Below are 26,771 nucleotides of genomic sequence, written 5' to 3'. Positions count from 1 at the left end.
GTGCCCTCCGGCACCGGTGGTGCGGGCCGGCCACCAGGCGGCGGACGGCCGTCGGGTTACCGCTGACCCAGGAGGTTGACCTTCACGTCGTCGGTCACCACCGTGGTCCCCGGCACGATCGGTGTGGTCATCGTGCTGGTGACGGTGCCGGTACCGGGGATCAGGCCACGCACCCTGACGGTGTACGAGGCGGTGCCGCCCGGCGTCGGGTCGGTGCTGGTGACCCGCAGGTCACCGGTGGGCAGGGCACCGGCCGGCAGCGAGGCGCCCCCGCTGCCGTCGGCGTTCTCCGCCCCGATCAGGTACGGCTGGCTCGGGTTGGCCGGCAGCGCGGCCGGGTCGTAGGCGAAGGCGATGTCCTGGGTGCCGTTGAGCCCGATCCAGACCTGGAAGTGTCGGTTCGACGTGGTGCCCCAGACGTTGACCTGCCATTCCACGACCAGCCACCGGCTGGTCCCCGAGCTGAGCAGGCCGACGTAGAGGCCGGGGGCTCCGGTACCGTCCAGGTCGGTCCAGAACGGTGCCAGGACGTTGTTCGGACGGTCCGGGTTCGGCAGCGACGCCGGCAGGTTGCAGCAGTTGTTGTCGTCGGCCGTGGTCGGCCCGGCCACCAGGTATCCGTTGGAGTCCACCCCGATCGAGGTGTATCTCACCCCGTTGAAGACGAACTCCGGCACCGGGAAGTTGATCAGATCCTCGTCACCGACCGCCTGCGGGGTGATGCCGAACGAGGCGAGCGGCAGCCACTCACCGGCGACGGTGCCCGGCCCGAGGGACGGGACGCCGGCCCGCTGACCCGCCAGGCTGACGTTCTTCTTCTCCGCCTTGAACGGGCTCCGCACGGTGGCACCGGACGCGGACTCGATCGGCAGGTGCGGGGTGGTGCTGGTGGTCAGGTCCGCCGTGGTGGCGGTCGACGAGTTGTTCTGCGCGGTGACCGTGCAGGTGCTGCTGCCCAGCCAGCTCACCTGGTCCGGCGTGCAGGCGGTGGTCAGCGACACGTTGCCCTGCTGCGGCACGAAGGCCACCGGCAGGTGCAGCGCCGGCAGCTTCTTCGACGACGGCACCAGCTGGATCTCGCCGAAGTACTGCCCGCTCGGCGCGCTCGACGACACCGTGACCCTCAGCGCCACCGACTTGCCGGCCTTGAGGGTGAACCGGCTCGGCCAGACGCTGATCCTGCTCCGCGTCGGTGCGCTCGTCTTCACCGTGTACGTCTGCGTGCTGCCGCTGACGTTCGTCGCGGTGCGGACGGTGCTGACGCTGCCCGGCATCACCTTGGCGTCGATCGACGGGAGGTTGAGGTGGATGGCGTTGATCGGGTCGGCGCCCAGTTCGAGCATCCGGTCCGCGGTCTCGTCGAAGGTGAGGCCCGGCTCGTCGGCAGTGGTGAGGTCGATCCGCCCGGCGCCGTAGTCCAGCGGGTCCGCCTTGGTGGTCTCGTCCTCCTTGACGACCCCGCTGGTCTTCGCCGTGGTCATCATCGCCGACTTGATCTGACCCGGCGTCCAGCCCGGGTGCAACGCGGCCAGCAGCGCGGCCGAGCCCGCGATGTGCGGCGCGGACATCGAGGTACCCGCGATCGCCTGGTAGTACTGGCCCTCGGGGCCGCCGTCGACCGCGTCCGGCGTCGGCGTGTTGCCGGCCAGGATCTGCACACCCGGTCCGGTGATGTCCGGCTTGAGCACCAGACCGCCCGGTCCGCGCGAGGAGAACGCGGCCATCACGTCACCCTTGGCGGTGGACTTCGTGCCGCCGGTGAACGACGCCGTCACGCCGCTGTGGGCGGCCATGAACGCCTTGAACTGGGTGCCGTCCGCCAGGTGCACGGTCGGCAGGAAGTGGTTGTCGGTCACCACGTCCTGCAGGGCCGGGTTGTAGAGGATCATGCCGGCCGCGCCGCCCTGGGCCACGTGGTGGCCCTTCTCGATCCGGCCGTTGCCGCCCCGCTGGCAGGCCACGATCTTGCCGGTGAGGCTGCCGGCCGCCGCCGGAGCCTGGCACAGCGCGCCGCCGGTGTAACCCGGCACCGACTCGGCCATCACCACGGGTGTGGCGGTGGGGACGCCGGCGGTGATCGAGGCCCCGGTCAGGGTCAGTGTCTGGCCGCCGCCGGTGAGGGTCAGCGTCGAGCTGAACTGCCGGGTCTGCGTGGAGGCCGCCACCGTGGTGACCCACGGGACGAAGTTGTCCACCGTGCCGGCGCCCGGGCCGGAGTTGCCGGCCGAGGCCGAGACGAAGACGCCGGCCGCGTACGCGTCCCGGAACGCCTGCATGCTCGGGTCGGTCGCCCCGCCGCCGCCACCGCCGATGGAGTAGTTGAGGACGTCCACGCCGTCCTTCACCGACTGCTGGATCGCGGCCACGATGTCGGAGGTGAAGCCGCCCTGCGGGCCGAGCACCTTGTAGACCGAGAGCCAGGCGCCGGGCGCGATACCGGCCACCGGCCCGCGTTCGACGCCGAAGACCGGGGCGGAGGAGACCACGTTGCCGACCGCAGTGGAGGCGGTGTGCGTACCGTGGCCGCCGCTGTCCCGGGCCGAGTCGTACACGTCGTCGTCGGACACCAGGTCGTACGTGTCGAGGAACCGCTCGCCGCCGATCAGCTTCTTGTTGCAGACGAAGACGTCGGTCGCCGGGGTCAGCGGGTTGTCGCCGAAGTCGCAGGTACGCGGCGTGCCGTCCGGCTTGGCCGGCGGGGTGCCGAGGTTGCCCTGGTCGGCGAAGGAGGGGTGCTCCGGCCAGGCGCCGGTGTCGATGACCCCGACGACGACCCCCTTGCCGGCGTTACGGGTGCCGCCGAGCTGCGGGTAGAGCGAGGTGGCACCGATGAAGGCGCCGCTGGAGTCGGTCAGCGGCTGACGCAGGGTGTCCTGCTGGACGGCGACCACACCGCCGATCTTCAACAGCTCGCCGATCCGGTTGGCCGGCACGACCGCGGAGACACCGCCGTACACGGTGCGCAGGCGCTGCCCGACCCGGGCGGTCGGCACCCGCCTGGTCAGCTCACCGACAAATGCCTTCTCCCGACCGGCGAGGTAGTCCGTGTACCGCTGCTCCGCCGCGGAGCCGGAGAGCTTGCGGCCGGTCTTCGCCGGGCTGGTCGCGGCGTAGCCGCTGACGCCGCCCTTGTAGGCCGCCACCGCGTCGTGGTCGAGCTTCACCAGGACCGGCGTCGGCGTGCTGTCGTTGCGGCCCAGCAGCGCCGGATCGGTACGGGCCAGGCTGCTGCTGGGTGCCTTGGTTCCGCTGATCGTCGAGGCCGGGCTGAGCCCGGTCGCGGTGAACGACGGTGACGGCTGGGCCATACCGGGGCTGGCGGTCGTCACCAGTGCCAGCGGCGGGACAAGCGCGGCCGCGAGTCCGAGCCGCAGCCACAAGGGTTTTCTCATGGTTCCCCTCTCGATCACCTGGAGTCGTGCGCATCGTCGCACCCTGTTGATCGAGACACCAGACGCCCAACGCCCGTCTCTTACCAGCCAAAAGGGGAACTTGACGCCGGCCCGGAGAGCGGCACGGTGTGACACGCACGTCGGGCCGGCCGACAAAACCGCTGGTCAGGGCAGGTAGAGGAGCGAGCCGGCCGGGACGTCGCCGATGCTGGCAGGCACGCCGACGATGATCGTCCCCGGTCGGGTGTGTGCCTCCACCGTGCGCACGGCGGTCCGAAGTGTCCCTCCGGCCGGTGTCCGGATCACGACAGTGTCCCCGACCGCGAGGTGGCCACCGGCTCGCGGCCCGGTGAGCAGCAGCAGATCCCGTCCGGTGAGCCGGTGGGTGTACACCACCCGCAGCCCGGCACGTTCGTCGCCGGTCAGCAGGACTCACCGCCGTCAGGGTCCGCGCCGGTCCGGTGGACCGCCGCCGTCACCGCCCGGGCCAGCCGGGGCCGGCAGAGTACGGCGGTGCTGTCCGTCCACTGGTCGGCGGCACCGACCGGCGGCACCGCGACCAGCCGCGGGTCGGTGATCCGGGCGACCAGCGCGGCGGCGAACCGCCCGGCGTCGAGCACCGGGTACGGCCGGTCGTGGAACGGGCGGCGGGTCGAATCGACGGGATCGGCGAGCGTGAGCCGGTTCTGCCACGCGCCGACGAGCTCGTAGGCGTCACAGAGCGCGGCCTGTCGCCGGTCGGCGTCCCCGTCCAGCACGTCGCCGAGCCGGGCCGCGATCCCCGTCGCCTCCGGTACGGCGGCGAACGCGCTGCCCAACCACTTCTGGTACGGCGGAAACCGGCGGGCCAGCAGCAGGCAGAGCCGCATCAGCTCCCGGACCAGCCGCGCCGCCACCACCCGGCTGCCCAACTCGTCCCCGGCCTCCGCGGCCCGTCCGACAAACGCCTCCTCCTCGGCGATCCGGGTCCACTGTGCGGCCAGCAGGTGACGCCAGACGTCGTCCGGATACCAGCGGAGCCGGTCCCGCAGCCCGGTCAGCTCTCCGGTGCTGTCGTGGAAGACCGCCCCGCCGGTGAACTCGGCCAGCCGCTGGGCGGGTACGGCCAGCCAGTCCAGGGTGTCGACGCCCTGGCGTGGGTCGAAGCCGAGTTGGTCGGTGCACCAGGCGCCGAGTTCGGCGACCAGCACCCGGTGCGCCACCGGTCCGTCGGTCGGGGTCATCACCCGGACCCGTGCCCCGGGCGGGGCGAAGTGGGTCGGCCAGCCGTGGAAGACCTTCGGCAGTCGTACGGCCAGCAGCGTCCCGATCGGCTCGGCGTGCCGGGCGAGGTCCTCGGCCGACAGGAACAGGTCCAGCCGGGGGCCCCAGTCGTGGTCGACGGAACGTCGCGTGTCGAAGCCGAGCACCTCGGAGCCCGGGCCGAGCCGCCCGGCGGCGTACCCCAGTCCGGGAAAGGACTCGTCCAGGAGGGGACGTACCGCCTCGACGTAGAACCGGCGGCACAGCTCCAGCCCCGGCACGAACCGCCCTCGCATCCGCCGAGGGTAGAACCGTCGACCCGGCCGGGCCAGCCGTTATCGGGGCCGCCGGTGTGCGCTCTCCCTCGACGCGGCCGACCGGGCGGCCGTACCGGCCCACGCGACGCTATTCGGCGTCGAGATAGCACCAGTGGCCGTCGTGACGGAGAAAGCGGCTGCGTTCGTGCTGCTCACCGGCGTGTCCGGCGTGCCGGTAGTGGGCCCGGAACTCGACCGTGCCGGTGGTGTCGAACAGCCCGCCCCGGTCGGTGTCCAGGATGTCGAGCCGGGTCCACCGCTGCCCGGGGTCGAGGGTCAGCCGGGCCGGTCGGGTACGCGGATGCCAGGTCCGCAGCAGGTATCCGGTGTCGCCGAGCGCGAACGCGGTGAACCGGGACCGCATCAGCGCCTCGGCGGTCGCCGCGCCGGCCCGGCCCTGGTGCAGCAGCCCGCAGCAGTCCGGGTACGGCTGCCCCGAGCCGCACGGACACGGCCGCGCGGGGTCCGGGGCCGACCGGCCCCGACGGTCGCGTTTCGCCATCCGACCATTCTCCCCACCCACCCCGAGCCGGACCGCGCACCCCGGCCGGCTTGTGCCGACGCGCTGCATGGCGGCACGGCGGAGGGATTCGAGACGCGACTGGGCGCGGCGGTCGAGGCGGCACGTGAGCACGAGGCGGTCAGCCGCCGGGTGGGCGACTGGCAGCGCCGTCCTCGACGAGCGCGAGCGCCATCTGCGGAGACCGGTGACCCACGCCAGACAACGTTGCTCGAACTCGCCGCCGAACGTGGCCGACTGACACCGACCCCCCGTTGGCGATCGGCGGGCTGACCCGGTTCGCGGGCATCTGGTTCGACAACCTCTTCACCGATCTCTCCGTACGGGAGCGGATCAGGCAGGTTCGGTACAACGTCGACCAGGCGAGCCGCCGGGTCGACGAGCTGAGGGACGGGTTGCGCGGCCGGGCGGCCCAGCACCGGAACCGACTCGCCGTCCTCGCCGGCGAACGGCGCGACCTGCTGGCCCAGCCGTGACGGCCGGGTACCGGAGACCCGGCCGTCCCGGGGACGACGGAGCGGCCGCCGGCGGCACCGCGGTCGGTGCCATCCGCCAGGGAACGGCGTGCCCCCGCTCCGTCGTCGACCGCTGCTGGCGGAACAGCTAGCCGACCCGCCGCCGGACCAGCCACAGGCCCAGGGCCGCCAGCAGCAGGCTGGCCGCCAGGTAGAGCCCCGACTCCCGCCACTGGAAGGTCCAGTACCGCTGCCCCGGCTGGTACGTCACCTCGACGTGCAGGTCGAGGCCGCCCAGGCAGTCGGCCACCCCGTCGAACCCGCCGCCCAGGCAGCGGTCGTACCGGCCCTGGTCGACCTGCCGACCGTCGGCGCCGAGCAGTTTGCTGTGCGACACCACCCACGCGTCGGGAATGCGCAGTCCGCCGATGTCGGCCTCGCTGCCGAGGAACGTCAGGTTCCGCACCGTCTCCGCCGTCACCGGGTACGCGGCGACCACCGGCGGGACCAGGTGTGGCCGGACCACGGTCGGCACCAGCACCTGGACGGTCACGACGGCCACGAAGGTGAGGGCCATCGCCGGCACGGTACGGCGGACCAGCAGACCGAGCACCGCGCCGAGCACCATGGTGAACAGGGCGTACCCGAACGGTGCGAGGTTGCGGGCGCCGAACAGCAGCGCGCTGAACCGGTCGCCGGCGACCGCGTCGTACGGGCTCGCCGCCCAGGTCAGCACGATGCTGGACAGCCCGACAACGGTCATCCCGGCCAGCCCGGCCAGCAGCAGTTTCACGGCCAGCCAGCGCCGCCGGGTCACGCTCTGGTTCCAGACCAGCCGGTGGGTGCCGGTCTCGAGTTCCCGGGCGACCAGTGGCGCGCCCCAGAACATTCCGACCAGGGCCGGTGCGACGACCACCAGGGCGTCGAGCAGGTAGAGCGGGTTGCGGTAACTGTCCCGGAACTGGGCCAGCTGTGCCACACATCCGGTCGGGCCGGAGCAGTGTGCCACCGCGGCGTCGTATTCCTGCCGGAGGTGGAGGCCGAACACCACGAGACAGGTCGCCAGCGCGGCGAGCACGACGGCGGCCACCACCGCCTGGGTGCGGAACTGTCGCCAGGTCCACCAGATCATCGCCGGACCTCCCGCGCCGTCGCCGCCGATCCGGATCCCGCCGGCCCGTACCCCGCTGTCGCGGCGGCGGCCCGGCTCAGGTAGCTCAGCACCAGTTCCTCCAGTGGCAGCGGCTCGACCCGCCACGGCCCGTCCGGCAGCGGCCCGGTGCCGCGTACCACGGTCGCGCGGTGCCGGTCGGTGTGCGCGGACCAGACCGGTTCCACCCGGGCGGGCAGCCGTTCGGGTCCACCGGGTGGCGTGACCAGCCGGTGGTGGGTGGCGAGCAGGGCACGGACGTCCCCGGCGAGCTGGACCCGACCCCCACCGAGTACGACCAGGTAGTCGCAGACGCGTTCGACGTCGGCCAGCAGGTGGGAGGAGAAGACCGCGCTGGCGCCGAGCTGGGTGACCAGTTCGGTCAGGTCCCGGAGGAAGCCGCTGCGGGCCAACGGGTCCAGCGCGGCGGCCGGTTCGTCGAACATCAGCAGCTCGGGCCGTTTGGCGGCGGCGATGGTCAGGGCCAGTTGGGCGCGCTGCCCACCGGAGAGCCGGCCGGCCCGCTGGCCCGGGTCCAGGTCCAGCCGGGCGATCCGCTGACCGGCCAGGGCGGCGTCCCAGCCCGGGTTGAGCCGGGCGCCCATCCGCAGGTGGTCGGCGACGCTCAGGCCGGCGTACACCGGCATGTCCTGGGCGACGAAACTCACCCGGGCCAGGTGGGCGGCGTCGGCCGCGGGTGGCGCACCGAGCACCCGCAGGCTGCCCGAGGTCGGCGTGATCAGACCGCAGGCCAGCTGCAACAGCGTCGACTTGCCGGCCCCGTTGGGACCGACGAGCCCGATGATCCGGCCGGCCGGGATCTCCAGTTGGCAGTCGGTCAGTGCGGGGCGCCGGCCGTACCGCTTGGTCAGGCCCTCGGCGTGCAGCGCCGGGGCGGAGTGGTGTCGTGGCATCGGCTCATCGTGCGGACCGTGGACGGCGCCGGCATCGGTCCGCGGCACGGTTCGCGCCGCCGGCGACCGTACTTTTGACCGGTCCGGTGTCCGGTCGGGTTCCGTAGCCTGAACCGGGTGAACGTTCGGGACCGGTTGACCAGGTGGCCGGTGGTCGCGGCCGAGCTCGGCCTCGGCGCCGTTCTCGTCGTGGCGCTCGTCGGGCAGGCGGCCGCGATCGTGGTGACCTGGGGTGGCGCGTACTGGCTCTTCGACAGCGTCGTCGGCCTGGTGGTCGGCGTGGTCGCGCTGCTGCGTCGACGGCACCGGGCCTGGGCCGTGGCGGCCGGCCTGGCCGTCGCGGTGGCCGCGCTGCTGACCGCCGCCGCGGCCGGGCTTCCCGCCGAGCCCGGCCTCGCCCCGACGCTGGGGCTGGCCGTCCTGGTCGGATCGGCGGTCCGGGCACTGCCACCCGTGCCGGCGGCCATGGTCGTGGCCGCCGGGGCCGGCGTGGTCGCGGCCACCGCGTTCGCCTTTCCGGCGTCCACCGGCGGGGTCGGCGGCGTGACGGTGCTGAACGCCGCCGGCCTGTGCACCGCCCTCGCCACCGGGCTGCTGCTGCGGGTGGTCGACGCCCGCCGCCGGGCGATCGCCGAACGGGTACGCCGTGACGAGCGGCTGGCCCTGGCGCGGGAACTGCACGACGTCGTCGCCCACCACGTCACCGGCATCGTGCTGCAGGCCCAGGCCGCGCAGCTCGCCACCCGCCGGCACGCCGACACCGGCACGCTGGCGTTGGTCACGGCGTCGCTGGCCGGGATCGAGACCGCCGGCTCCGAGGCGTTGGCCGCGATGCGCCGGGTCGTCGGGGTACTGCGCGACACCGATGACGCGCCGCCCGCCAGCCCCTCGCCGGAACACCTCGACGAGCTGGTCACCCGCTTCGCCGTGCCCGGCCGGCCGGTGGTCCGGCTGGACCGCCCCGCCGGCGCCACGAGCTGGCCGCCCGAGGTGACCAGCACCGTCTACCGGGTCGTCCAGGAGTCGTTGACCAACATCTCCCGGCACGCCCCGCAGGCGAGCGAGGTGACGGTCCGCGTCGCGGAGGACCGGCGGCAGCTCACCGTCGAGGTGGTCGACGACGCCCCGCCGGTGCCGGCCCGACGTCGTCCGCACGGCGGCTACGGGCTGGTCGGCATGCGGGAACGCGTCGAGACGCTCGGCGGCACGATCCGATTCGGTCCACGTCCCGGAGCCGGCTGGGCGGTCCAGGTCACCCTGCCCGTCGGAGCCCGGGAGCCACGGTGACGATCAACGTGCTGCTCGCCGACGACCAGGCGATGGTCCGGAGTGGGCTGCGGTTCATCCTCGAGGACCAGGCCGACATCCGGGTGGTCGCCGAGGCCGCCGACGGGGTCGAGGCGATCGACCTGGCCCGGCGGCTGCGTCCGGACGTCTGCCTGGTGGACATCCGGATGCCCCGAATCGACGGCATCGAGGTGACCCGGGCGCTGGCCGGCCCCGGCGTGCCACGCCCGCTGCGGGTGGTCGTGGTGACCACCTTCGACCTCGACGAGTACGTGCACGGCGCGCTGCGCTGCGGGGCGGTCGGTTTTGTCCTCAAGGACGCCGGCCCCGCGCTGCTGGTCGAGGCGGTCCGGGCCGCGTACGCCGGTGACGCCCTGATCTCGCCGTCGGTCACCCTGCGGCTGCTGCGGCACCTGACGTTCGCCGCGGCGCCGGTCGGGACCGGGCCGACCCGGCCGCTCTCCGCCCGGGAGACCGAGGTGGTCCGGGCGATCGCCCGGGGGCGGAGCAACCAGGAGATCGGCGCCGAACTGTTCATCTCACTGAGCACCGTCAAGAGCCACGTCTCCGGCATCCAGACCAAACTCGGGCTCCGTAACCGGGTCGAGATCGCCGCCTGGGCCTGGGCGAACCACGTCGTCGGGGCCGACTGAGGCGCCCTGGCGCGATCTTGGTCACTGACAGTGCGCCCGTCGGTGCGTGAAGGTGGACCGACGGAGCGCGGAGCGGGTCGAACGGCGACCGCCCGGCGGCCGTTCGAACGGAGTGTCGCGGTGGTGAGGGTGCCGGTTCGACCGGTGGGGAAGGTGCTGCCCGGCTGGGCGGCCATCGGGCTGACCGTCGGCGCCGGAGTCGGTTCGGCGGCACAGAACCTGGCCAACGCCGAACTGGGGCAGCGGACCGGTCATCCGGTCATCGGCGGCCTGGTCAACAACACCGGCGGGCTGGTCGTGGTCCTGCTCGGGTTCGTCGCCCTGCCGTCGATGCGTACCGGGCTGCGGGCGCTGCGCCGGGCCCGGCTGCCCTGGTGGACGTACCTGGGCGGGCTCTGCGGGACGTTTTTCATCGCGGCCGGCACGTACGTCGTACCGGTGCTCGGGGTGGCGGTCTTCACCATCGCCCAGGTCGCCGGGAACAGCGCCGGTGGGCTCGCGGTGGACCGGACCCGGCTCGCCCCGGCGGGCCGGCTCGGGCTGACCGGGCCCCGACTCGCCGGCGCGCTGCTCGGCGTCGGCGCGGTGGCGTTGGCACAGTTCGGGCGGCCGATCGGTGATCTGGCGCCGGGACTGGTACTGGCCGGTGTGCTCGGTGGGGTGCTGCTCGCCTTACAGGGGGCGCTGAACGGCCGGCTCGCCGCCACCGGCAACCCGGCCGCCGCCACCGCGGCCAACTTCGCGGTCAGCGCCAGCGCGATGGCGGTTCTGGCCGCGGTGACCGGTGCGCTGGTCCGGCTCGGCAGTGTCGACTGGCCGGCGGGCTGGTACCTCTACGTCGGTGGTCCGCTCGGGGTGGGGATCATTCTGGTGGTGCTGCTCGGGATCCGGTCGGTGGGGCTGCTGCGTACCGGGTTGGCCCTGGTCGCCGGGCAGCTCGGCGGGGCACTCCTGCTCGACCTGCGGCCGGGCGGGCCGGGCGCGAGCGCGGCGGTGCTGGCCGGCGCGGTGCTGACCCTGCTCGCCGTGGTGGTTTCGGGCCGGGCCGTGCGGAGCGCGCCGACCGCCACCTGACGACCGCCGTTTCCGCCCCGGATGGCAGACTGGGCGCCGTGACCGACCCCGCCGTCCGCAGAGAACCCGCCGCCGTCCAGGTACGGCCGCACCGCATCCGGGTGGTCTGCTGGCTCCTGGCACCCGCGCTGGTCGTGATGTTCACCCTGCTCAGCATCGGCCTGCACGGGTCGACCGGCAGCGGTCAGGCGACCTTCCAGCGCGGCGACCAACTGGCCATGATCGGCCTGGGCCTGCTTGGCGCGGGCGTGGTGCTGCTCTTCACCCGGCCCCGGGTGTCGGCGGACGACCGGGGGATCCGGGTGCGCAACGTCTTCGGTGGTTACGAGCTGCCCTGGGACGCGGTCCGGGGGATCCGGTTCAACCGGGGCTCCGCCTGGGCCAGCGTGGAGCTGGACGACGACGAGCTGCTGCCGATCCTCGCCCTGCAGGTCGTCGACCGGGAACGGGCGGTCGACGGGGTACGCGCGCTGCGCGCCCTGCACGTCGCCCACCGGGAGTCGACGACCGTCTGATCAACCGGGCGGGCCGGTGGCCCGGCCGGGTCGACGGCGCGCCGCCGGGGGCGTGGCCCGACAGCGTGCCCGTTTTGGCATTGTGCGGGCTGACCTGCTAGTCTTTACCAGTCGACCACTGTCTTGGGCTACGTCAGTCGCCTTACGCGGCACACGCACCCGAAACAGTCACGAAGCGGAGCGCCTGCTCCCACCCGAGTCACCGTCCTGTGGTGGCCGGGTCCGGTCACCGGTTCGGCTATGCCGATCCGGGTTGTGACCCTCCGGGGTCACCATGTGACCGGTCGAGCGGGCCCTGGCATGCGCCGGGGCCTTCTGCTTTTGGTCGCACACCGTAGGGCCGGCCACCGCTGACGCGGGGCCGGTGAGGATCACCACGAGGAGGCCCCATCAGCGTCGAGCCACGCGTGAACGAGCAGATCCGGGCACGTGAGGTCCGACTGGTCGGCCCTGAGGGCGAGCAGGTGGGCATCGTCCCACTCGAGCGCGCTCTCCAGCTGGCCGCGGACGTCGACCTGGACCTGGTCGAGGTTGCGCCCATGGCGCGCCCGCCGGTGTGCAAGCTCATGGACTTCGGCAAGTACAAGTACGAGAGTGCACTCAAGGCGCGCGAAGCCAGGCGTAACCAGCAACAGACCGTCATCAAGGAAATGAAGCTCCGCCCGAAGATCGACCCGCACGACTACGAGACCAAGAAGGGTCACGTGGTGCGGTTCCTCAAGGCGGGCGACAAGGTCAAGGTGACGATCATGTTCCGGGGTCGTGAGCAGAGCCGACCGGAGCTGGGCTACCGGCTCCTGCGCCGACTCGAATCCGAGATCTCGGAACTGGGATACGTCGAGGCCGCTCCGAAGCAGGACGGCCGTAACATGATCATGGTCCTGGCTCCGCATCGGGCCACCAAGGCCGCCGCCACGGCGGCCAGGGCGGGCTCGCCGCGCGAGCGGGAGGCCGGTGCCGACGAGGCGCCGCCGGCCGAGGGTGCGGCGCAGACCGCGGCCGGATCCGCCGGGACCGCCGGCGAGTAACAGGGGAGAGACGCACCAAGATGCCGAAGATGAAGAGCCACACCGGGATGGGCAAGCGGGTCAAGGTGACCGGCAAGGGCAAGATCGTTGCCCAGCAGGCCGGGCTGCGCCACAACCTGGAGAAGAAGGCCTCCACCCGGACTCGCCGGCTCACCGGCACTGTCGAGGTGGCCAAGGCCGACTTCAAGCGGATCAAGAAGCTGCTGGCCCGCTGACGCGCGCCTGACCTGAAGGAGTAGTTGAGATGGCACGCGTCAAGCGGGCAGTGAACGCTCAGAAGAAGCGCCGTACGCTGCTGGAGACCGCCAGCGGCTACCGGGGCCAGCGCTCCCGGCTCTACCGCAAGGCCAAGGAGCAGGTGCTGCACTCGATGCAGTACGCCTACCGGGACCGGCGGGACCGCAAGGGCGACTTCCGGCAGCTGTGGATCACCCGGATCAACGCGGGTGCCCGCGCCAACGGGATGACCTACAACCGGCTCATCCAGGGCCTCAAGCTCGCCGAGGTGGAGGTCGACCGCAAGATCCTGGCCGACCTCGCGGTCAACGACCCGACGGCCTTCGCGGCCATCGTCGAGGTCGCCCGCGCCGCCGTGGCGGCCGAGGGCACCGGCGGTGCGTCGGCTCAGGCCGCCTGACCTCGCCACACCCGATCGAGGCGTCCCGCATGTCGGTCAACCCGCAGGTGGGACGCCTCGACCATGTCCACCCCCCGGAGCAGCAACTGTTCACCCCCCGTACCCCGAGGGTCGTCGCCGCCCGGCGGCTGCAGCGCCGTCGGGAACGCGAGCAGACCGGCCGGTTCCTGGCCGAGGGTCCACAGGCGGTCCGGGAGGCGCTGGCCGTCCCCGACGTCGTCGCCGAACTCTTCGGCACCCCGGCCGGCCTCGACCGGTACGCCGACCTGGCCGACACTGCCGCCTCCGCCGGGATCCCGGTCTCCGCGCTGACCGACGAGGCGCTGGACGCGCTGACCGAGACCGTCGCCCCGCAGGGCATCGTCGCCGTCTGCCGGCAGCTCGACGTACCGCTGGCCGAGGCGGTGCGGCGGGGCCCGCGACTGGTCGCCGTCCTCGCCGAGATCCGTGACCCGGGCAACGCCGGCACGGTGCTGCGCACCGCCGACGCGGCCGGCGCGCAGGCGGTGGTCTTCGCCGGGGAGGCCGTCGACCCGTACAACGGCAAGTGCGTCCGGGCCTCCGCCGGCAGCCTCTTCCACCTCGACGTGGTCCGGGCCGCCGACCCCGCCGAGGTGGTCGGCACGCTGCGCGCCGCCGGGCTGGCCGTGCTGGCCGCCTCCGGCTACGGCGAGACCGACCTCGACGACCTCGCCGACGCCGACACCCTGGCCCGGCCCACCGCCTGGCTCTTCGGCTCCGAGGCGCACGGCCTGCCGGCCGAGCTGGCGGAGGCGGCCAACCACCGGGTACGGGTGCCGCTGCACGGCCGCGCCGAGAGCCTCAACCTGGCTGCCGCGGCGGCGGTTTGCCTGTACGCTTCGGCCAGAGCACTGCGTCCCGGGCGTCGACGGACCGATTCGGCCGCCCCGGGGACGCGGACATGACCGGGGAGATGTCGACCTGATGACCGGGTGCGGAGAGTCGGGCGTGCGAGACGCGCGACGCCACTCGTTTAGCCAGCCCGCCGGTGTCGGCGGGCGGCAGGGCTGACACGCCTCCCTGCGTACCTCCCCACCAGCGGGCTGCGGCCGAGCCGCCCGTCCGTAGACTCTGGTGGCCGCCCGTGAGGGTCGCCCACCGACCTGTCCGCACACGTCGCCGGTGCCCCCGGCGCCCGCCGCGCGGGCCGGGGACCGTCGCAGCATCGGGTCACCGCCCACCAGGGCCGTGAACCGCCGTCGCGAGCGGGTCCGGCCGGCGTCCGCCGAGGCGGTGCCGCAGGGGCGACCAGCACGGCGCAGCGGGACATTCGACGCGCCAGGCAGCGGGGGACCGCCCGCGACGCAGAGGGAGTAGCTGCACGTCATGACCTATCGCAACGACCCGTACGACCCGAAACAGGTCGCCCTGCTCGCCCCCGAGGCGCTGGCGGCGGCGGTCGCCGACGCGACGGCCGCGTTCGACGCCGCCACCGACCCCGAGACCCTCGCCGAGCTGCGCCGACAGCACCTGGGCGACCGGGCCCCGGTCTCGCTGGCCCGTCGGGAGATCGGCGCCCTGCCACCGGCCGCCAAATCCGACGCCGGCAAGCGGGTCAACGAGGCCCGCCGGGAGATCGAGGCGGCGTACGCCGAGCGTCTCGTGGTGGTGCAGGCCGCCCAGGCCGAACGGATCCTGGCCGAGGAGCGGGTGGACGTCACCCTGCCGTACGACCGACGCCCGCGCGGTGCCCGGCACCCGGTGAGCACCCTCGCGGAACGGATCGGCGACCTCTTCGTCGGGATGGGCTACGAGATCGCCGAGGGTCCCGAGGTCGAGTTGGAGTGGACCAACTTCGACGCGCTGAACATCGGCCCGGACCACCCGGCCCGGGGCACGATGGACACCTTCTACCTGGACGTGCCCGGCATCGTGCTACGGACCCACACCTCGCCGGTGCAGGCCCGTACCATGCTGGCCCGCAAGCCGCCGATCTACGTGGTCTGTCCCGGCCGGGTCTACCGGACCGACGAACTCGACGCCACCCACAGCCCGGTCTTCCACCAGGTGGAGGGCCTCGTGGTGGACGAGGGCATCACCATGGCCCACCTGCGGGGCACCCTGGACCACTTCGCCCGGGCGCTGTTCGGTGCCGAGGCACGGACCCGCTGGCGCCCGCACTACTTCCCGTTCACCGAGCCGTCCGCCGAGTTCGACGTCTGGTTCCCCCAGCACCGGGACGGCCCCCGCTGGGTCGAGTGGGGCGGCTGCGGCATGGTCAACCCCCGGGTGCTGACCGCCTGCGGCATCGACCCGGACGTCTACTCCGGATTCGCCTTCGGCATGGGCATCGACCGGAGCCTGATGTTCCGGCACGGCATCGGCGACATGCGGGACATGGCCGAGGGGGACGTGCGGTTCACCCGTGCCTTCGGGGTCGAGGTGTGACGGCGGTGCGCGACGACGTGACGGATGCGGCGACATCAAACGGAGCGGTGGTCTGAGTCATGCGAATTCCTGTTTCCTGGCTGCGTGAGCATGTCGAGCTTCCCCCCGAGCTGAGCACGGAGGAGCTGGACCGGGCGCTGGTCAACCTCGGTATCGAGGTCGAGTCGATCGTGGACCTGCGGAGCACGGTCACCGGGTCGCTGGTGGTCGGCGAGGTGCTCGAGATCGAGGAGCTGACCGGCTTCAAGAAGCCGATCCGGTTCTGCCGGGTCGACGTCGGGGCCGCCAACGGCACCGGCGAGCCGCAGGAGATCGTCTGCGGGGCGACGAACTTCGCCCCCGGCGACCGGGTGGTGGTGATCCTCCCCGGCGGTGTGCTTCCCGGCGACTTCGCCATCTCGGCCCGCAAGACGTACGGGCGGAACTCCAACGGGATGATCTGCTCGGTGCGGGAACTCGGCCTCGGTGACGACCACGAGGGCATCCTGGTGCTGCCCGAGGACGTCCAGGCCAAGCCGGGCGACGACGCCCGTCCGGTGGTCGGGCTCGACGACGTGGTGGTCGAGGTGGAGATCACCCCGGACCGTGGGTACGCGATGTCGGTGCGTGGGCTGGCCCGGGAACTGGCGCACGCCTTCGACGTACCGTTCCGGGACCCGGCGCGGGTCGCCGCGCCCGGGGCGACGCCGGCGCCGGCGTACCCGGTGCGGGTCGTCGACACGGTCGGCTGCGACCGGTACGCGGCCCGGGTGGTCCGGGGTGTCGACCCGAGTGTCGAGTCGCCACAGTGGATGCGGAAGCGGCTCACCGTGGCCGGCATCCGGAGCATCTCGCTGGCCGTCGACATCACCAACTACGTGATGCTCGAACTCGGCCAGCCGATGCACGCCTTCGACCTGGACGCGCTCCGCGGCGAACTGGTCGTCCGGCGGGCGGTGCCGGGGGAGCGGCTCACCACCCTGGACGGGGTCGACCGGGCGCTGGACCCGGAGGACCTGGTGATCTGCGACGCCGGGCTGACCGGTGGGGCGGGTCAGGACGCCGACGGGGTGCCGGTCTCGCTCGCCGCGGTGATGGGCGGCGAGACCAGCGAGGTCGTCGCCAGTACCACCAATGTGCTCTTCGAGGCGGCGCACTGGGACCCGGTGGTGGTGGGCCGTACCGCCCGCCGGCACCGGCTGTTCAGCGAGGCGGCGAAGCGCTGGGAGCGGGGCGTCGACCCGGCCCTGCCGCTGGTCGCGCTGGAGCGGGCGGTGACGCTGCTGACCACGTACGCCGGTGGGGCCGGTGGTGCCGAGGTGCTGGACATCGACCACACCACCGCACCGGCCCGGATCGTCCTCGACGCGGACCTGCCGGCCCGGCGGGTCGGCGTGCCGTACGAGCCGGAGCGGGTGACGACGCTGCTGGAACGGGTCGGCTGCACGGTCGCCCGGGGCGACGGGCGGGGCGCCGGGAACGTCGGTGGCCGGCACGCGAGCGGGCCGCCGACCCTGGTCGTCACCCCACCGACCTGGCGGCCCGACCTGACCGACCCGGCCGATCTGGTCGAGGAGGTGGCCCGGCTGGACGGCTACGAGCGGGTGCCGTCGCTGCTGCCGCTCGCCCCGCCCGGGCGGGGACTCACCCCGACCCAGCGGCGCCGTCGTACGGTGAGCCGGGCGTTGGCCGAGAACGGTTACGTCGAGGTGCTCACCCACCCGTTCGTCGCGCCGGAACTCTTCGACCGGCTCAACCTGCCGGCCGACGACCCACGACGTCGGGCGATGCGGCTGGCCAATCCGCTCTCCGACACCGATCCGCTGATGCGGACCACGCTGCTCGGCACGCTGCTCGGCGCGCTTCGTCGCAACGTCGGCCGGGGTCAGCGGGACCTCGCGCTCTACGAGATCGGCCTGGTCTTCCAGCCCCGGCCGGAGACCGGCCCGCCGCCCGCGATGGGCGTCACACACCGGCCCAGCGACGAGGAGTTCCAGGCCGCCGACGCGGTCCTGCCGGTGCAGCCGTGGCATGTCGCCGCCGTCCTCAGCGGCGAGGTCGAGCCGACCGGCTGGTGGGGCCCCGGCCGGCCGGCAGGTTGGGCGGACGCGGTCGAGGCGGGCCGGATCGTGCTGGCCGCCGCCGGCATCCCGGAGCAGCGGGTCGTGGTCCGGCAGGCGGAGTACGCCCCCTGGCACCCGGGCCGGTGCGCCGAGTTCGTCGTGGACGGGGTGACCGTCGGGTACGCCGGCGAACTGCACCCGGCGGCACTGGCGGCGTTGGAGCTGCCGCCCCGGACCAGCGCCCTGGAACTCGAACTGGACGCGCTGCCCCCCGCACCGGTGGTGCCGGCGCCCCGGGTCTCCGGGTACCCGCCCGCGTTGATCGACGTCGCGCTGGTGGTGGACTCCGGGGTACCGGCCGACGAGGTGCGCCGGGCGCTCGCCGAGGGCGCCGGGGAGTTGCTGGAGTCGGTCCGGCTCTTCGACGTCTACACCTCGGAGCAGCTCGGTGCGGACCGCAAGTCGCTGGCGTACAAGCTGGTCTTCCGGGCACCGGAGCGGACGTTGACCGGCGAGGAGGCGGTAGCCGCCCGGGACGCGGCGGTGGCTGAGGCCGCCCGCCGGTTCGGCGCGGTGCTCCGCGGCGCCTGACCTGCGCCGGGCCGGGACCGAGGCGGTTCCGGCCCGGCACCGTCTTCTGCGGTGCGCCGTGCGCGGCTAGGCTCGGACCGCCGGCCCGGTCTGGTCCGGCCACGGTACGGCGGGCCGGCCGGATCAGGAGACTCGGGTGGAGAGCCGGACGATCGCGGTCATCGAGCTCGGCGACGATCGTGGCCTGCCGGACGACGATTCGCCACCTTCGCCCGGGTCGCGGCGTACCGCGGCCCGCTGGCGCGCCGGACTTCTGCTCGTCCTACTGCTGCTGCTCTGCGTGACCGCCGCGAGCCCGCCGCGCGGCGCCCTGCTGCCCGGCGGCACGGTCGACGTACCGGCCGGCAGCACGTTTTTCGTCGCCGGGGACCTGCTGCTCGTGTCGGTGGGTGGCAACGGCCCCGATGGTGGGAGTCCGAATCTCACCGCGTACGAGCTGCCGACCGGTGCCCGGCGGTGGACGGTGCCGGCGGATCCGGCGGGCCGGCACTTCGCGGACCTGGTCGGTGACGTCCTGCTCATCGCCGAGGTCGGCGCGGTGGGTCGGGGCCCGGTGACCACCGCGCGGTCGGTTCGGACGGGGGAACTGCGGTGGCGTCGGCCCGGACGGGTGCTGCGGATGCCGGACAGCACCATCGGGTTGGGAGTGTGGGAGGTACGCAGTCTGTCCGGAGCGGGGCGCCGGGTGGAGGGTGCGGTGGAGGCGGTCGATCTGGTCACCGGGAGGGTGCGGTGGCGGCTGCCGCTCTCGTCGACCGCCGTGGTGCAGCCGGTCTCCGGTGATCCGCCCCGGGTGCTGGTGGTGCACGACAACGTGACGGCCGAGCTGTACGACCTGGATACCGGGCGGCTGGTCGGCGTCGGTCGGCTGCCCCCGGCGGACTACGCGCAGAACAATCCGCGGGTGATCGGCGAACGGCTGGTGCTGCGACACCCCCACCGGGGCGGCTTCGCCGTCACCGGCTACGACCTGCCGGGGTTCACCACCCGCTGGAGTCGACCCGGCGGTCGGGCCACCGAGGCGATCCGGGACTGCGGCGGGCTGGCCTGCCTGGACGGCGAGTCACAGGTCATCGCCCTCGACCCGGAGACCGGCGCGGAGCGCTGGACCCGGGCCCGCCCGATCGGCTGGCATTCGATCGTCTGGTCCCCGGACGTCATGATCCGGCCGGATGCGTACGAGGGTCGTACCCTGCTCGCGGTGGCGGACGGGGAGGCGCTGCGGATCATCGGCACCCTGCCGACCGACGTGGTGGACTGCCGGGCCGGTGCCACCGCCCTGGCCTGTCGGACCGCCCCGAATCAGCTTGGCCTGTGGCGGTTGCGGACATGATCGTGTGATCATTCGGAGGACCGTATAGTCTTGCAGCCTGGGTGCCTCGCTGATACAGTCCTCTGCATAGAGATGCGGAGGTGGGCATGGGGATTCGAGTCGCGGTGGTCGGCGCGAGCGGCTACGCCGGTGGGGAACTGCTCCGGCTGATCGCGGGGCATCCCGAGTTCGACCTGGTCGCCGCCACCGCACACCGTCAGGCCGGTCAGCCGGTCGCGGCCGTACATCCGCAACTCGTCGGTCTCGACCTCGTGCTCGCCCCGACCGAACCGGCCGCCCTGGCCGACGCGGACCTGGTCTTCCTGGCCCTCCCGCACGGCGAGTCGGCGGCGTTGGCCGCCAGCCTGCCGGAGAATGTCCGGCTCGTCGACCTGGGCGCCGACCACCGGCTCACCGACGCCGCCGCGTGGACCCGCTACTACGGCGGCACCCATGCCGGCCCCTGGACCTACGGCCTGCCCGAACTGCCGGGCCAGCGGGCGGCCATCGCCGACTCCACCCGGGTCGCCGCCACCGGCTGTTACGCGGTGGCCACCATCCTCGCCCTGGCACCGCTGCTGGCAGCCGGAGTCGCCGCACCTGACGACGTGGTGGTGGTCGCCGCCTCCGGCACCTCCGGCGCCGGCCGGGCGGCCAAGCCGCACCTGCTGGGCAGCGAGGTGATGGGTGACCTGTCGCCCTACAAGGTCGGCGCCCACCAGCACGTACCCGAGATCAAGCAGGCCAGCGGGGCGCGGAGCCTGTCGTTCACCCCGGTGCTGGCGCCGATGCCACGCGGCATCCTGTCCACTGTCACCACGGTGCCGACCGGTCCCGGTGTCGACCCACGGGCGGTACTCGCCGAGGCGTACGCGGAGGCGGCGTTCGTGCACGTCCTGCCCGAGGGCGCCTGGCCACACACCGCCGCCACGCTGGGCAGCAACTCCTGCCACCTGCAGGCGACCGTCGACGTCGACTCCGGCCGACTGATCGTGGTCAGCGCCATCGACAACCTGGGCAAGGGCGCCGCCGGCCAGGCGGTGCAGTGCGCGAACCTGATGCTCGGCCTGCCCGAGGCCACCGGCCTGCCGGTGTACGGGGTCGCGCCGTGAGCGGCGGGAAGGGAAAGCTGTGAGCGTCACCGCACCGAGAGGGTTCCGGGCATCCGGTGTTCCCGCCGGGCTCAAGGCCAGCGGTGCACCGGACGTCGCCCTGGTGGTCAACGACGGCCCCGCGGCGGCGGTGGCCGGGGTCTTCACCGCCAACCGCGTCAAGGCGGCCCCGGTGCTCTGGAGCCAGCAGGTGGTCCGAGGTGGACAGGTCCGGGCGGTGGTGCTCAATTCCGGCGGTGCCAACGCCTGCACCGGCGCGCCCGGCTTCCAGGACACCCACGCCACGGCCGAGCACCTCGCGGCGGCGCTCACCGCCGTCGGGCCGGAACTCGGTGCCGGTGAGGTGGCGGTCTGCTCGACCGGCCTGATCGGCGAGCGGCTGCCGATGGACCGGCTGCTGCCCGGGGTCGACGCGGCGGTCGCCGCACTGGCCCTCGACGGCGGTGCGGCGGCGGCCCGGGCGATCATGACCACCGACACCCGCCCGAAGACGACCGAGGTCAACGCCGAGGGATGGACCGTCGGTGGCATCGCCAAGGGAGCCGGCATGCTGGCCCCCGCGCTCGCCACCATGCTCTGCGTCCTCACCACCGACGCGGTAGCCGAGCCGGACGCGCTGGACGAGGCGCTCCGCGCCGCCTGCCGGGTCAGCTTCGACCGGCTCGACTCGGACGGCTGCCTCTCCACCAACGACACCGTGCTGCTGCTGGCCAGTGGCGCCTCCGGGATCGCGCCGGGTCGGGCCGAGCTGACCGCCGCGGTCACCACGGCCTGCCGGGACCTGGCCCGACAACTGCTCTCCGACGCCGAGGGGGCGACCAAGGAGATCGCGATCGAGGTCGTCGGTGCCGCCGACGAGGACGACGCGGTCGAGGTGGGCCGGGCGGTGGCCCGGAACAATCTGGTGAAGACGGCGCTGTTCGGCAACGACCCCAACTGGGGCCGCATCCTCGCCGCCGTCGGCACCACGCGGGCCGCCTTCGATCCGGACGCGCTCGACGTCGCGATCAACGGCGTCTGGGTCTGCCGGGCCGGCGGCGCCGCCGAGGACCGGGCCAAGGTCGACCTCACCGGCCGGGACGTGGACATCCGGATCGACCTGCACGCCGGCCCCGCCACGGCCACCATCTGGACCAACGACCTCTCGCACGCCTACGTCCACGAGAACTCGGCCTACTCATCATGAACGCGAGGAACGCGGCGGGGCGGAGTCCCGCGGTCGCGAACGGAAGGCAGAAGCGGTCGTGACAGACATGCTGACCCGTGACCTGACCGAGGCACAGCGGAAGGCCGCCGTGCTGATCGAGGCGCTGCCCTGGCTGGCCCGGTTCTACGGCGCCACCGTCGTGGTCAAGTACGGCGGCAACGCGATGATCGAGCCCGAACTGCAGCGGGCCTTCGCCGCCGACATGGTCTTCCTGCGGTACGCCGGTCTCAAGCCGGTCGTGGTGCACGGTGGCGGTCCGCAGATCTCGGCGATGCTGAACCGGCTCGGGATCACCAGCGAGTTCAAGGGCGGGCTGCGGGTCACCACGCCGGAGGCGATGGACGTGGTCCGGATGGTCCTGGTCGGCCAGGTCGGCCGGGAACTGGTCGGCCTGATCAACGAGTACGGGCCGTACGCGGTCGGGCTCTCCGGCGAGGACGCCCGGCTCTTCACCGCGGTCCGCCGCCCGGCGTACGTCGACGGCGAACCGGTCGACATCGGGCAGGTCGGCGACGTGGACCAGGTGAACGTCTCGGCGGTCGCGGACCTGATCTCGGCCGGCCGGATTCCGGTGATCTCCACCGTGGCGCCGGACGCCGAAGGCGTACTGCACAATCTCAACGCCGACACCGCCGCCGCCGCGCTGGCGATCGCGCTGCGGGCCCGCAAGCTGGTGGTGCTGACCGACGTACCCGGTCTCTACGCCGACTGGCCGGACACCTCCAGTCTGATCTCGGAGATCACCGCCGATCAGCTCGCCGAGCTGCTGCCGACGCTGGAGTCGGGCATGGTGCCGAAGATGGAGGCCTGCCTGCGTGCCGTACGCGGTGGGGTCCCGGCGGCGCACGTGGTGGACGGCCGGGTGGCGCACTCGACCCTGCTGGAAGTTTTCACATCGGAAGGATTCGGCACGATGGTGGTTCCCGACCCGGCGGCGGTCACGTCATGACGACTCTGCTCGACCGCTGGTCGCACGCGATGATGAACAACTACGGCACCCCGCCGTTGGCGCTGGTCCGTGGCAGCGGCGCGGTTGTCGTCGACGAGGCCGGCCGGGAGTACGTCGACCTGATCGGCGGTATCGCGGTCAACGTGCTCGGACACGCCCACCCGGCGGTGGTCGAGGCGGTCACCCGGCAGATCTCCACCCTCGGGCACGTCTCGAACCTGTTCGTCGCCGAGCCGCCGGTGGCCCTTGCCGAGCTGCTGCTCGCCCTGGCCGGCCGGGCCGGCCGGGCCTTCTTCGCCAACTCCGGCGCCGAGGCCAACGAGGCGGCGTTCAAGCTGTCCCGGCTGACCGGGCGGACGAAGGTCGTGGCGACCGAGGGCGGATTCCACGGCCGGACCATGGGCGCGCTGGCGCTCACCGGCCAGCCGGCCAAGGCCGACCCGTTCCGCCCACTGCCCGGCGACGTCACCCACGTCCCGTACGGCGACGTCGACGCGCTGGCCGCGGCCGTCACCGACGAGACCGCCATGGTGATCCTGGAGCCGATCCAGGGCGAGAACGGCGTGATCGTGCCGCCACCCGGTTACCTGGTCGCGGCCCGGCGGATCACCGCCGAGCACGGGGCGCTGCTCGTGCTGGACGAGATCCAGACCGCGATCGGCCGGACCGGGTACTGGTTCGCACACCAGGCCGACGGCGTCGAGCCGGACGTGGTCACCCTGGCCAAGGGACTCGGCGGCGGGCTGCCGATCGGTGCCATGCTGGCCTTCGGCCGGGCCGCCGAGCTGCTGCGGCCGGGCATGCACGGCACCACCTTCGGTGGCAACCCGGTGAGCTGCGCGGCCGGCCTGGCGGTGATCGCCACGATCGCCCAGGAGGGTCTGCTCGACCACGTCAAGCGGGTCGGTGAGCGGCTGCGGCGTGGCATCGAGGCGCTGGGGCACCCACTGGTCGCGGAGGTCCGGGGCGCCGGGCTGCTGCTCGGTATCGGGCTGCGTACCCCGGTGGCCGCCGAGGTGGCCGGGGCGCTGCGTGACGCCGGATTCCTGACCAACCCGGTGCAGCCGGCCGCGATCCGGCTCGCCCCGCCGCTGATCCTGACCCTCGACCAGGTCGACGCGTTCCTCGCCGCCCTGCCGGCGGCGCTGGACAGCGCCGCCCCGGACCCGTCGGACGGCTCCGCGGCGACGGGCGTGGACGTCGTCGGGTCGGCTCCGACCCAGGCCACCGGCTCGGCCCCGGTGCCGGCCGCCGGGTCGGTCGGAGGTGAGCACTGATGGTCCGGCACTTCCTCCGGGACGACGACCTGACACCCGCCGAGCAGTCGGCCGTACTCGACCTGGCCGCCCGGATGAAGGCCGACCGGTTCGCCCTGCGCCCGTTGGCCGGTCCCCGGTCGGTCGCGGTCCTGTTCGACAAGCCGAGCCTGCGGACCCGGTTCTCGTTCGACGTCGGCATCGCCGAGCTGGGCGGCCATCCGGTCGTGGTCGACACCCAGGTGACGCACTTCGGCCGGGGCGAGTCGCTGGTTGACGCCGCCCGGGTGCTCTCCCGGTACTCCTCGGCGATCGTGGTGCGGACCTTCGGCGACGACCGGATAGCCGAGATCGCCGCCGGAGCGCACGTACCGGTGGTGAACGCGCTGACCGACGGCTTCCATCCCTGCCAGCTCCTGGCCGACCTGCTCACCATCCGCGAACACTGCGGCGGCACGGTCGGCCGGACCCTGGCGTACGTCGGCGACGCGGCCAACAACATGGCGCACTCCTACCTGCTCGCCGGCGCGACCGCCGGCATGCACGTCCGGGTCGCCGGACCGTCCGGCTTCGACCCGGCGGCGGCGGTGGTGGGCCGGGCCGCCGAGATCGCGGCCTGGACCGGTGGCTCGGTGCAGGTGCTGCGCGACCCGCTGGAGGCGGCGGACGGCGCGGACGTGATCGCCACCGACACCTGGACCTCGATGGGGCAGGAGGGCGACGGCCGGGACCGGGTCAGCGCCTTCCAGGCGTACCAGGTGAACAAGACGCTGCTGGCCGCGGCCCGGCCGGACGCGATCGTGCTGCACTGTCTGCCGGCGCACCGCGGCGAGGAGATCACCGACGAGGTTCTCGACGGCCCGCACAGCGCGGTCTTCGACGAGGCGGAGAACCGGCTGCACGCCCAGAAGGCGCTGCTCGCCTGGCTGCTGGAGCAGAGCGAATCATGAGCAACCCGTTGACCCGTACCGCCCGGCACGCCCGGATCGTCGACCTGATCCGGAACAGGCCGGTCCGGTCCCAGACCGAACTGGCCGAGTTGCTCGCCGCCGACGGTGTACAGGTCACCCAGGCCACCCTCTCCCGCGATCTGGAGGAGTTGAGCGCGGTCAAGGTACGCGGTGGTGACGGGCCGGCGGTGTATCTCATCCCCGAGGACGGCCAGCGGCCGCTGCGGGACGCCGAACAGGCGCCCGCCCGACTGGTCCGGCTGCTCCGGGAACTCCTCACCGGGGTCGACTCCAGTGGCAACATCGCGGTGCTGCGTACTCCGCCCGGTGCCGCCCACTACCTCGCCAGCGCGGTCGACCGGGCCGGGCTGCCGGAGGTGGTCGGCACCATCGCCGGCGACGACACCATCCTCGTCGTGGCCCGGGATGCCGACGGCGGCGCCGCGTTGGGTGCGCAGCTGTCCGCCTGGGCCGGCCGGGAAGAACATGCCGAAGGGAACACCACACCATGACCGAGCGTGTCGTACTGGCGTACTCCGGCGGCCTGGACACCTCGGTCGCCATTCCGTACCTGGCCGAGCGGACCGGTGCCGAGGTGATCGCGGTGGCGGTCGACGTCGGGCAGGGCGGCGAGGACCTGGCCGCCATCCGCCAGCGGGCGTTGGACTGCGGCGCCGTCGAGAGTGAGGTGGTCGACGCCCGCGAGGAGTTCGCCGCCGACTACTGCCTGCCGGCGATGCGGGCCAACGCCCTCTACATGGACCGCTACCCGCTCGTCTCGGCACTGTCCCGACCGCTGATCGTCAAGCATCTGGTCACGGCGGCGAAGAAGCACGGCGGCACGATCGTGTCGCACGGCTGTACCGGCAAGGGCAACGACCAGGTTCGCTTCGAGGCCGGTCTGGGTGCCCTCGCCCCCGGGCTGAAGGTGATCGCGCCGGCCCGGGACTACGCCTGGACCCGGGACAAGGCGATCGCCTACGCCGAGGAGAAGGGGCTGCCGATCGACGTCACGCACAAGTCGCCCTACTCCATTGACCAGAACCTGTGGGGCCGGGCGGTGGAGACCGGGTTCCTGGAGGACATCTGGAACGCCCCGACCGAGGACGTCTACGCGTACACCGCCGACCCGGCGGAGCAGCGTGACCCCGACGAGGTTGTGATCACGTTCGACGCCGGGGTGCCGGTGGCGATCGACGGTGAGACCGTCACGCCGTACCAGGCGATCGTCGAACTGAACCGGCGGGCCGGGGCCCAGGGCGTCGGTCGGCTCGACATGGTCGAGGACCGGCTGGTCGGCATCAAGAGCCGCGAGGTGTACGAGGCACCGGGCGCGATCGCCCTGATCACCGCCCACCAGGAGCTGGAGAACGTCACCGTGGAGCGGGACGTGGCCCGGTTCAAGAAGGGCGTCGACCAACGCTGGGCCGAACTGGTCTACGACGGGCTCTGGTTCTCCCCGCTCAGGCACGCGCTGGACGCGTTCGTCGACGACACCCAGCGGCACGTCACCGGTGAGGTCCGGCTCGTCCTGCACGCCGGTCGTGCCGTGGTCACCGGTCGCCGGTCCGAGGCCAGCCTGTACGACTTCGGCCTGGCCACCTACGACACCGGCGACACCTTCGACCAGTCCCTGGCCAAGGGTTTCGTGCAGCTGTGGGGCCTGCCGAGCAGGTTGGCGGCGGCCCGGGACGCCCGGTTGGACGGCTGAGCCCGTGCCCAGTGCGAGCGCGGCGAGTGGGCCCCGCAGTCGTGAGCG

Annotated in this window: 25 protein-coding genes; 19 read left to right on the top strand and 6 right to left on the bottom strand. The window is 73.0% G+C overall.

Translation table 11 applies throughout. The features are described 5' to 3' along the window. Positions 1 to 56: 56 nt before the first annotated feature. From V1633_RS25115 to V1633_RS25100, 4 genes are all read right to left on the bottom strand, one after another. Positions 57 to 3,392, bottom strand: a complete 3,336-nt coding sequence (locus tag V1633_RS25115) for a S8 family serine peptidase (RefSeq protein WP_331216859.1) — start codon at positions 3,390 to 3,392, stop codon at positions 57 to 59. 165 nt (positions 3,393 to 3,557) lie between these two features. Beyond that, positions 3,558 to 3,788 (bottom strand): hypothetical protein, encoded by a 231-nt coding sequence (locus V1633_RS25110; RefSeq protein ID WP_331216858.1) that lies wholly within the window; start codon positions 3,786 to 3,788, stop codon positions 3,558 to 3,560. Positions 3,789 to 3,814: 26 nt separating this feature from the next. Continuing rightward, positions 3,815 to 4,930, bottom strand: coding sequence for a DUF4037 domain-containing protein (locus V1633_RS25105; RefSeq protein WP_331216857.1), 1,116 nt, complete (start codon positions 4,928 to 4,930; stop codon positions 3,815 to 3,817). A gap of 109 nt (positions 4,931 to 5,039) precedes the next feature. Continuing rightward, a complete protein-coding gene (locus V1633_RS25100) occupies positions 5,040 to 5,453 on the bottom strand; it encodes a YchJ family protein (protein ID WP_331216856.1) in 414 nt (137 codons plus the stop codon). 272 nt (positions 5,454 to 5,725) lie between these two features. Between V1633_RS25100 and V1633_RS25095 the strand changes: the two genes are divergently transcribed. Then, positions 5,726 to 5,947, top strand: a complete 222-nt coding sequence (locus V1633_RS25095) for a hypothetical protein (protein WP_331216855.1) — start codon at positions 5,726 to 5,728, stop codon at positions 5,945 to 5,947. Between the two features lie 127 nt (positions 5,948 to 6,074). Here V1633_RS25095 and V1633_RS25090 read toward each other — a convergent pair whose 3' ends face one another. Next, positions 6,075 to 7,058: a transmembrane transport protein gene (locus tag V1633_RS25090; protein WP_331216854.1), complete on the bottom strand. Its 984-nt coding sequence runs from the start codon at positions 7,056 to 7,058 to the stop codon at positions 6,075 to 6,077. Then, on the bottom strand, positions 7,055 to 7,990 hold the full coding sequence (locus V1633_RS25085) for an ABC transporter ATP-binding protein (RefSeq protein WP_331216853.1): 936 nt from the start codon (positions 7,988 to 7,990) through the stop codon (positions 7,055 to 7,057). Before V1633_RS25085 ends, V1633_RS25090 begins: the two co-directional genes overlap by 4 nt. Positions 7,991 to 8,107: 117 nt before the next feature. Here V1633_RS25085 and V1633_RS25080 point away from each other — a divergent pair, with 117 nt between their 5' ends. The 18 genes from V1633_RS25080 to V1633_RS24995 all read left to right on the top strand — a co-directional run bounded on the left by V1633_RS25080 (position 8,108) and on the right by V1633_RS24995 (position 26,723). Continuing rightward, on the top strand, positions 8,108 to 9,277 hold the full coding sequence (locus V1633_RS25080; protein ID WP_331216852.1) for a sensor histidine kinase: 1,170 nt from the start codon (positions 8,108 to 8,110) through the stop codon (positions 9,275 to 9,277). Continuing rightward, the gene (locus tag V1633_RS25075; protein ID WP_331216851.1) at positions 9,274 to 9,930 is read left to right on the top strand and encodes a response regulator transcription factor; all 657 of its coding nucleotides are present in this window, start codon (positions 9,274 to 9,276) and stop codon (positions 9,928 to 9,930) included. The genes V1633_RS25080 and V1633_RS25075 overlap by 4 nt, the downstream gene beginning before the upstream one ends. Before the next feature lie 129 nt (positions 9,931 to 10,059). Further along, positions 10,060 to 11,004, top strand: a complete 945-nt coding sequence (locus V1633_RS25070) for a DMT family transporter (protein ID WP_331216850.1) — start codon at positions 10,060 to 10,062, stop codon at positions 11,002 to 11,004. Positions 11,005 to 11,042: 38 nt separating this feature from the next. After that, positions 11,043 to 11,519, top strand: a complete 477-nt coding sequence (locus V1633_RS25065) for a PH domain-containing protein (protein WP_331216849.1) — start codon at positions 11,043 to 11,045, stop codon at positions 11,517 to 11,519. A 407-nt stretch (positions 11,520 to 11,926) separates the two neighbouring features. Next, positions 11,927 to 12,547 (top strand): translation initiation factor IF-3, encoded by a 621-nt coding sequence (gene infC, locus V1633_RS25060; RefSeq protein ID WP_331216848.1) that lies wholly within the window; start codon positions 11,927 to 11,929, stop codon positions 12,545 to 12,547. A 20-nt stretch (positions 12,548 to 12,567) separates the two neighbouring features. After that, complete coding sequence (gene rpmI, locus V1633_RS25055) at positions 12,568 to 12,762, top strand: 50S ribosomal protein L35 (RefSeq protein WP_331216847.1); 195 nt, start codon at positions 12,568 to 12,570, stop codon at positions 12,760 to 12,762. Positions 12,763 to 12,791: 29 nt separating this feature from the next. After that, positions 12,792 to 13,184, top strand: coding sequence for a 50S ribosomal protein L20 (rplT, locus tag V1633_RS25050; protein WP_331216846.1), 393 nt, complete (start codon positions 12,792 to 12,794; stop codon positions 13,182 to 13,184). Positions 13,185 to 13,213: 29 nt separating this feature from the next. Further along, on the top strand, positions 13,214 to 14,110 hold the full coding sequence (locus tag V1633_RS25045; RefSeq protein WP_331216845.1) for a TrmH family RNA methyltransferase: 897 nt from the start codon (positions 13,214 to 13,216) through the stop codon (positions 14,108 to 14,110). A 421-nt stretch (positions 14,111 to 14,531) separates the two neighbouring features. Then, a complete protein-coding gene (gene pheS / locus V1633_RS25040) occupies positions 14,532 to 15,593 on the top strand; it encodes a phenylalanine--tRNA ligase subunit alpha (RefSeq protein WP_331216844.1) in 1,062 nt (353 codons plus the stop codon). A gap of 59 nt (positions 15,594 to 15,652) precedes the next feature. After that, positions 15,653 to 18,226: a phenylalanine--tRNA ligase subunit beta gene (gene pheT / locus V1633_RS25035; protein WP_331216843.1), complete on the top strand. Its 2,574-nt coding sequence runs from the start codon at positions 15,653 to 15,655 to the stop codon at positions 18,224 to 18,226. 136 nt (positions 18,227 to 18,362) lie between these two features. Beyond that, positions 18,363 to 19,559 carry an outer membrane protein assembly factor BamB family protein gene (locus V1633_RS25030; RefSeq protein ID WP_331216842.1) on the top strand — a complete coding sequence of 399 codons (1,197 nt, stop codon included), beginning with the start codon at positions 18,363 to 18,365 and terminating at the stop codon, positions 19,557 to 19,559. Between the two features lie 86 nt (positions 19,560 to 19,645). Beyond that, a complete protein-coding gene (gene argC / locus V1633_RS25025; protein WP_331216841.1) occupies positions 19,646 to 20,650 on the top strand; it encodes an N-acetyl-gamma-glutamyl-phosphate reductase in 1,005 nt (334 codons plus the stop codon). A 19-nt stretch (positions 20,651 to 20,669) separates the two neighbouring features. After that, on the top strand, positions 20,670 to 21,836 hold the full coding sequence (gene argJ / locus V1633_RS25020; RefSeq protein ID WP_331216840.1) for a bifunctional glutamate N-acetyltransferase/amino-acid acetyltransferase ArgJ: 1,167 nt from the start codon (positions 20,670 to 20,672) through the stop codon (positions 21,834 to 21,836). Between the two features lie 67 nt (positions 21,837 to 21,903). After that, the gene (gene argB / locus V1633_RS25015; RefSeq protein ID WP_331216975.1) at positions 21,904 to 22,806 is read left to right on the top strand and encodes an acetylglutamate kinase; all 903 of its coding nucleotides are present in this window, start codon (positions 21,904 to 21,906) and stop codon (positions 22,804 to 22,806) included. Next, positions 22,803 to 24,083 carry an acetylornithine transaminase gene (locus V1633_RS25010; RefSeq protein ID WP_331216839.1) on the top strand — a complete coding sequence of 427 codons (1,281 nt, stop codon included), beginning with the start codon at positions 22,803 to 22,805 and terminating at the stop codon, positions 24,081 to 24,083. Before argB ends, V1633_RS25010 begins: the two co-directional genes overlap by 4 nt. Next, a complete protein-coding gene (argF, locus tag V1633_RS25005; RefSeq protein ID WP_331216838.1) occupies positions 24,083 to 25,012 on the top strand; it encodes an ornithine carbamoyltransferase in 930 nt (309 codons plus the stop codon). The genes V1633_RS25010 and argF overlap by 1 nt, the downstream gene beginning before the upstream one ends. Next, positions 25,009 to 25,524 (top strand): arginine repressor, encoded by a 516-nt coding sequence (locus tag V1633_RS25000; protein ID WP_331216837.1) that lies wholly within the window; start codon positions 25,009 to 25,011, stop codon positions 25,522 to 25,524. The genes argF and V1633_RS25000 overlap by 4 nt, the downstream gene beginning before the upstream one ends. Then, positions 25,521 to 26,723: an argininosuccinate synthase gene (locus V1633_RS24995; protein ID WP_331216836.1), complete on the top strand. Its 1,203-nt coding sequence runs from the start codon at positions 25,521 to 25,523 to the stop codon at positions 26,721 to 26,723. The genes V1633_RS25000 and V1633_RS24995 overlap by 4 nt, the downstream gene beginning before the upstream one ends. The last annotated feature ends 48 nt before the right edge of the window (positions 26,724 to 26,771 follow it).

The organism is Plantactinospora sonchi (genome assembly GCF_036422035.1).
Classification (GTDB): domain Bacteria; phylum Actinomycetota; class Actinomycetes; order Mycobacteriales; family Micromonosporaceae; genus Plantactinospora; species Plantactinospora sonchi.
Note: the sequence above shows the minus strand (reverse complement) of the source record. Positions and strands in the feature narration are given on the sequence as shown.

Coding starts and splice junctions, on each gene's coding strand:
- argC (WP_331216841.1), top strand. CDS start 19,646: ATGGGGATTCGAGTCGCGGTGGTCGGCGCGAGCGGCTACGCCGGTGGG.
- argB (WP_331216975.1), top strand. CDS start 21,904: ATGCTGACCCGTGACCTGACCGAGGCACAGCGGAAGGCCGCCGTGCTG.
- pheT (WP_331216843.1), top strand. CDS start 15,653: ATGCGAATTCCTGTTTCCTGGCTGCGTGAGCATGTCGAGCTTCCCCCC.
- argF (WP_331216838.1), top strand. CDS start 24,083: ATGGTCCGGCACTTCCTCCGGGACGACGACCTGACACCCGCCGAGCAG.
- V1633_RS25085 (WP_331216853.1), bottom strand. CDS start 7,990: ATGCCACGACACCACTCCGCCCCGGCGCTGCACGCCGAGGGCCTGACC.
- V1633_RS25000 (WP_331216837.1), top strand. CDS start 25,009: ATGAGCAACCCGTTGACCCGTACCGCCCGGCACGCCCGGATCGTCGAC.
- V1633_RS25115 (WP_331216859.1), bottom strand. CDS start 3,392: ATGAGAAAACCCTTGTGGCTGCGGCTCGGACTCGCGGCCGCGCTTGTC.
- V1633_RS25090 (WP_331216854.1), bottom strand. CDS start 7,058: ATGATCTGGTGGACCTGGCGACAGTTCCGCACCCAGGCGGTGGTGGCC.
- pheS (WP_331216844.1), top strand. CDS start 14,532: ATGACCTATCGCAACGACCCGTACGACCCGAAACAGGTCGCCCTGCTC.
- V1633_RS25010 (WP_331216839.1), top strand. CDS start 22,803: ATGACGACTCTGCTCGACCGCTGGTCGCACGCGATGATGAACAACTAC.
- rplT (WP_331216846.1), top strand. CDS start 12,792: ATGGCACGCGTCAAGCGGGCAGTGAACGCTCAGAAGAAGCGCCGTACG.
- V1633_RS24995 (WP_331216836.1), top strand. CDS start 25,521: ATGACCGAGCGTGTCGTACTGGCGTACTCCGGCGGCCTGGACACCTCG.
- V1633_RS25100 (WP_331216856.1), bottom strand. CDS start 5,453: ATGGCGAAACGCGACCGTCGGGGCCGGTCGGCCCCGGACCCCGCGCGG.
- V1633_RS25105 (WP_331216857.1), bottom strand. CDS start 4,930: ATGCGAGGGCGGTTCGTGCCGGGGCTGGAGCTGTGCCGCCGGTTCTAC.
- V1633_RS25045 (WP_331216845.1), top strand. CDS start 13,214: ATGTCGGTCAACCCGCAGGTGGGACGCCTCGACCATGTCCACCCCCCG.
- rpmI (WP_331216847.1), top strand. CDS start 12,568: ATGCCGAAGATGAAGAGCCACACCGGGATGGGCAAGCGGGTCAAGGTG.